General features: G+C 57.5%; 1 protein-coding gene. It reads left to right on the top strand.

Features of this window, described 5'->3' with window-relative positions; all coding sequences use genetic code 11:
- Positions 1-605 precede the first annotated feature (605 nt).
- Positions 606-4,379, top strand: coding sequence for a DUF4347 domain-containing protein (locus ACF8AM_RS19425; protein ID WP_392557242.1), 3,774 nt, complete (start codon positions 606-608; stop codon positions 4,377-4,379).
- Positions 4,380-4,640 lie beyond the last annotated feature (261 nt).

Genomic DNA, 4,640 nt, shown 5'->3' with positions numbered 1-4,640 from the left:
GAACTCGGTCAAGTCCGGCGACCGCCTGGTCCCTCGCTGACGCGTTTTGAGGTCGCGCTTTTGTGTGAGGCATTGGCTTTTTCATAACCCGACGCGTCAGCGAGGCGAAGTCAACATCGGTTTTCCCTCGCTGACGCGTTCGGGTTGTGATTGAACGCCACCACGTAGCCGGATTCGCCAAGAATTCGGACACCCTCCAACCTCACAGACCTGAACTCGGTCAAGTCCGGCGACCGCTTGGTCCCACGCTGACGCTTCGGGTTGTGATCGGACGCGAACACGTAGCCGGATTCGCCAAGAATTCGGACACCCTCCAACCCCGCGGATCTGAACTCGGTCGATTCCGGCGACTGCCTGGTCCCTCGCCGACGCTTCGGGTTGTGATCGAACGCCACCACGTAGCCGGATTCGCCAAGAATTCGGACGATTCCAGCAACAACAAGGGCTGTGGGTTGGCCTGTTTTTCGTCGCGGAATTTCACTCTGCGTGGATTGTAACGATTGAGTCAGTAGCTATGCTTGGACCGCCACCCCCTCTGCAGAGACACCTCTGATTGGCTCGATCAACAGAGCGGTTGGCATTCCAACCTGCCTGGACTCAATGCAATGACTCGCTATCAATCCAAACGCAAACCGAACTTCGAACAAGCACATTGGTCTCTGGAGCCACTGGAACCTCGCCTGATGTTGGCGGGTGACGCTGGCGTCGAAGTCGCCACCGCGGTCACGTCCCACGCCACTGCAGTGGATGACGCCAGGAACGATGCAAGAGACTCAAACACGCATGCTGGACCGATCGCTGGTCAAGCCGCTGAATCGTTCACCGAAATCGCGTTCATCGATTCCGATGTGAAAGAGAGTGATCAACTCACCCAGTGGATACGCAGCGGCGTCGAGATCGTGTTGCTGGAGGAGGGTTCTTCCGCGATCGACCAAATGACATCGGTCTTGGAAGGTCGCACGAACGTCACAACGGTCCACGTGGTCTCGCATGCCGACAATGGTGCACTGCAATTGAGCGGTGAACGCATCGACGCGGATACACTGCAACAGCATGCTGGTCAGCTTGACCGGTGGCGGCCGGCGCTCTCTGACGACGCTGATATTTTGTTGTACGGATGCAACGCGGCTTCGGATGTCACCGGGCAGAATTTGATCACGACGCTGGCCCGTTTAACATCGGCCGATGTCGCCGCGTCGGACGATGCCACCGGACACGCAAACCTCGGTGGTGACTGGGACCTCGAGTTCCAAACCGGCGAGATCGAGAGCGTTCTGTTGGCCAGCCTCGACCGTTTGCAGCACGTCGAAATGGTGCTGCCCGTCACGGTGCGAGCCGCAGGCACGACAGGCGATGAACAAATGCAGTTGCAAATCAACGGCGAAGCCGTCCAAACGTGGAACAGCATCGGCGGCAACGCCGACACACGGCAATTTCAAACGTTCACCTACGACGGCGCCGTTGATCTGGAGAGCGACGAAATTCGAATCGCGTTCACCAACGATTTGTATCAACCCGAACAAGGCATCGATCGCAACTTGGTCGTCGATTCCATCACCGTCAATGGCGTGACCATCGAGTCCGAAAACGCGAACACGTTCGGCACGGGCACTTGGAAAGAGGAAAACGGCATCACCCCTGGATATCGCCGCAGCGAATGGATCCACAGCGACGGCTACTTCCAATACACCGCGCCATCGAGCAACAGTTCGATCTCAATCTATGCTGCCGGCGCAGAAAACACTGAAACGATTGAACTTTGGATCGACGGCGAGCGTGCTCAAACGTGGCAGAACATCGGCGGCGACGTCGAAACCGGTGACTTCGTTCGGCTGGACTATGACGCGGAAACCTCGGTTGACATCTCTCAGATCCAAATTCGATTCACGAACGATTTGTATGAAGACGATGGTGCCATTGACCGCAACGTTCGGATCGACCGTGTGGAATTGGACGGCACGTCGTACCAAACCGAGGCCGAAGATGTTTACTCCACCGGCACCTGGGAACCAACCGGCCTGACGCCTGGGTTCAAACAATCCGAATGGCTGCACGCCAATGGCCATTTCCAATACGGTACGACGAACACCAACCCCGGCACGATCTCGCTGGAAACCAGCAACGTGACGATCGACGAAGACGCGGGAACGGCATCGGTTCGTGTCGTGCGAACCGGCGGCAGCGACGGCATTGCGACGGTTGATTACGACACCTTTGCCGGCACCGCTACCGAAGGAGCCGACTACACGCGGCAAACAGGAACGTTGACATTCGCCGATGGTGTCACCGAGCAAACAATCACCGTCCCCATTCTGGACGACGCTTTGCTGGAAACGAACGAGACCTTCAACATCACGATTGACAACGTCCAAGGCGGAGCCAACCTGCTTGTGCCTCGCACGGCCACGGTATCGATCGTCGACAACGAAGTCAGCCTACCCAACTACACCGATTTCTCGGATATCACAGGGCTCACTCTCAACGGCTCCGCACAACAAACCAGCGACACGTTGGAACTCACCCAAGCCCAAAAGAACCAAGCCGGCAGTGCGTTCTATTCCACCGCCGTCAACTTGGCTGACGATGGTTCGTTCCGAACGGCGTTCACTTTCGAAGCGATCAACGGAGCGGGAATGGAGGGGGCCGACGGATTGACCTTCACCATTCAAAACGATCCACGTGGTGCCACCGCGATCGGTGGGTCGGGGGAAGAACTCGGCTATCAAGACATCACTCATTCCGTCGCGGTTGAGTTCGACACCTATCGAAACAGTTTGGACCTCAACGACAACCACGTCTCGATTTTAACGGGTTCGGTCTACTCAAACCTTCGCACGGCCGTCCCAGAAATTGATCTGAACAACGGCAGCCAGCGTTATGCATGGGTTGAATACAACGGCACCAGCAACGTGCTTGCGGTTTACCTGTCCGCCGACCCGACCAAGCCCACTCACGCGTTGTTGAAAGCCAACGTTGATTTGCAAACGCAAGTTGGTGACGCGGGATTCGTTGGCTTCACTGCGGGCACCGGCGGGCTGGACAATTCGCATCGGATATTGAATTGGACAGTTGACCAGACCACGCCGCCACTGGATCCACCAGTTGTCGGCGGCGACCAAATCCTCAGCACAACGATTGCGTCGCAGCTCAACAAACCCACCGCGATTGATTGGTTACCTGATGGAACGATGTTGATCTCAGAACAAGGCGGCATGGTGAAAACGGTTCGCGGCGGTGCTCTGTCCAGCGAACCGTTCATCGACATTTCGGGAATCGTCAACGGAACTCGCGATCGCGGATTGCTGGACATTGCCGTGCATCCGGATTTTGAAAACAACCCGTACGTCTATCTGCTGTTCACGTACGATCCACCAGAAGTCAACGACCAAGCCGTCGGTACGCTGGCAGGTCCCGACGGCAAAGGCAACCGCGCCGGCCGTCTGATTCGAGTCACCGCCGACGCCGCCAACAATTACCAAACCGCTGTCGCAGGCAGCGAAGTCGTGTTGCTGGGCAAAAACAGCACCTGGGAAAACTTCAACGGATTTGCAAACAGCACCTTCAACTTCAATGAAGCACCCGCGGGCGAAAACCCTGACGGAACCTACGTCAACGACTTCATCAACAGCGACAGTGAATCGCACACCATCGGCGCGCTGGCGTTCGGCATCGATGGCGAACTGTTCGTCTCGATCGGCGACGGTGCCAGTTACAACCGAGTCGACGTGCGAGCAGACCGCGTCCAGGACATCGACAGTTTGTCCGGCAAGGTTTTGCGAATCGATCCGATCACTGGCGAAGGGCTGACCGACAACCCATTTTTCAATGGCGATCCTGACGCCAACCGTTCGAAGGTTTACCAACTCGGTCTTCGCAACCCGTTCCGTATGACCGTGGATCCAGTCACCGGGCGACTGTTTGTCGGTGACGTGGGTTGGACACAATGGGAAGAGATCAACTCCGCCGGTGCCGGTGCGAACTTTGGATGGCCGTTCTATGAAGGCGGCAGCGGAACCAGCCTCGTCAATTCCCGCTACGCGAATACTCCCGAAGGAATCGCCTTCTTCGCCGAAGACATCACCGTCACCGCGTCGCAATACGCACTCAACCATCAAGCCGATGGGATCAACGCGATTGTGATGGGCGACGTGTATCGCGGCAGTCTGTACGGCGAAGACTACACCGGCGACGTGTTCTTCAACGACCTCGGCCAAGGCATCGTGCGGCACGGCGACGTTGACGCCACCGGAGCGATCACGAACGTCCAAACGTTCACCACCGGTGCGGGTGCCGTCGTCGCAATCAGCCAGGGTCCCGACGGAGCCCTGTACTACGTCGACCTCGACGATGGGATGGTCGGACGCTGGGAAATCGTTTGAACAGGTGGCACAAAACGACTCGCCGTTGACATTTGGGCCCTGCTGCGTCACGTTCGGGGACACGAAATCACCGAAATTCCCTGCCTCAAAGCCCATTCCCCGTGTCGCTCGATCCCCAACTGCTCGCCCGCCTCAGCACCGATCCTGCCAAACGCATCGACGAAATCATCGCCCACAACCGGCGTGAACGTCAGCCCGTCGAGCGGTTCGAAGCACACAAGATGAAAAGCCGACTGGCACACCGCCTGCCCAAGATCGCCG

Source organism: Rhodopirellula sp. JB055 (genome assembly GCF_043100905.1).
Classification (GTDB): Bacteria; Planctomycetota; Planctomycetia; order Pirellulales; family Pirellulaceae; genus Rhodopirellula.
This window is presented reverse-complemented; position numbering and strand designations above follow the sequence as displayed.

Bases quoted from the DNA above. Each gene is read 5' to 3' on its own strand.
- ACF8AM_RS19425 (WP_392557242.1), top strand. From the start codon at position 606: ATGACTCGCTATCAATCCAAACGCAAACCGAACTTCGAACAAGCACAT.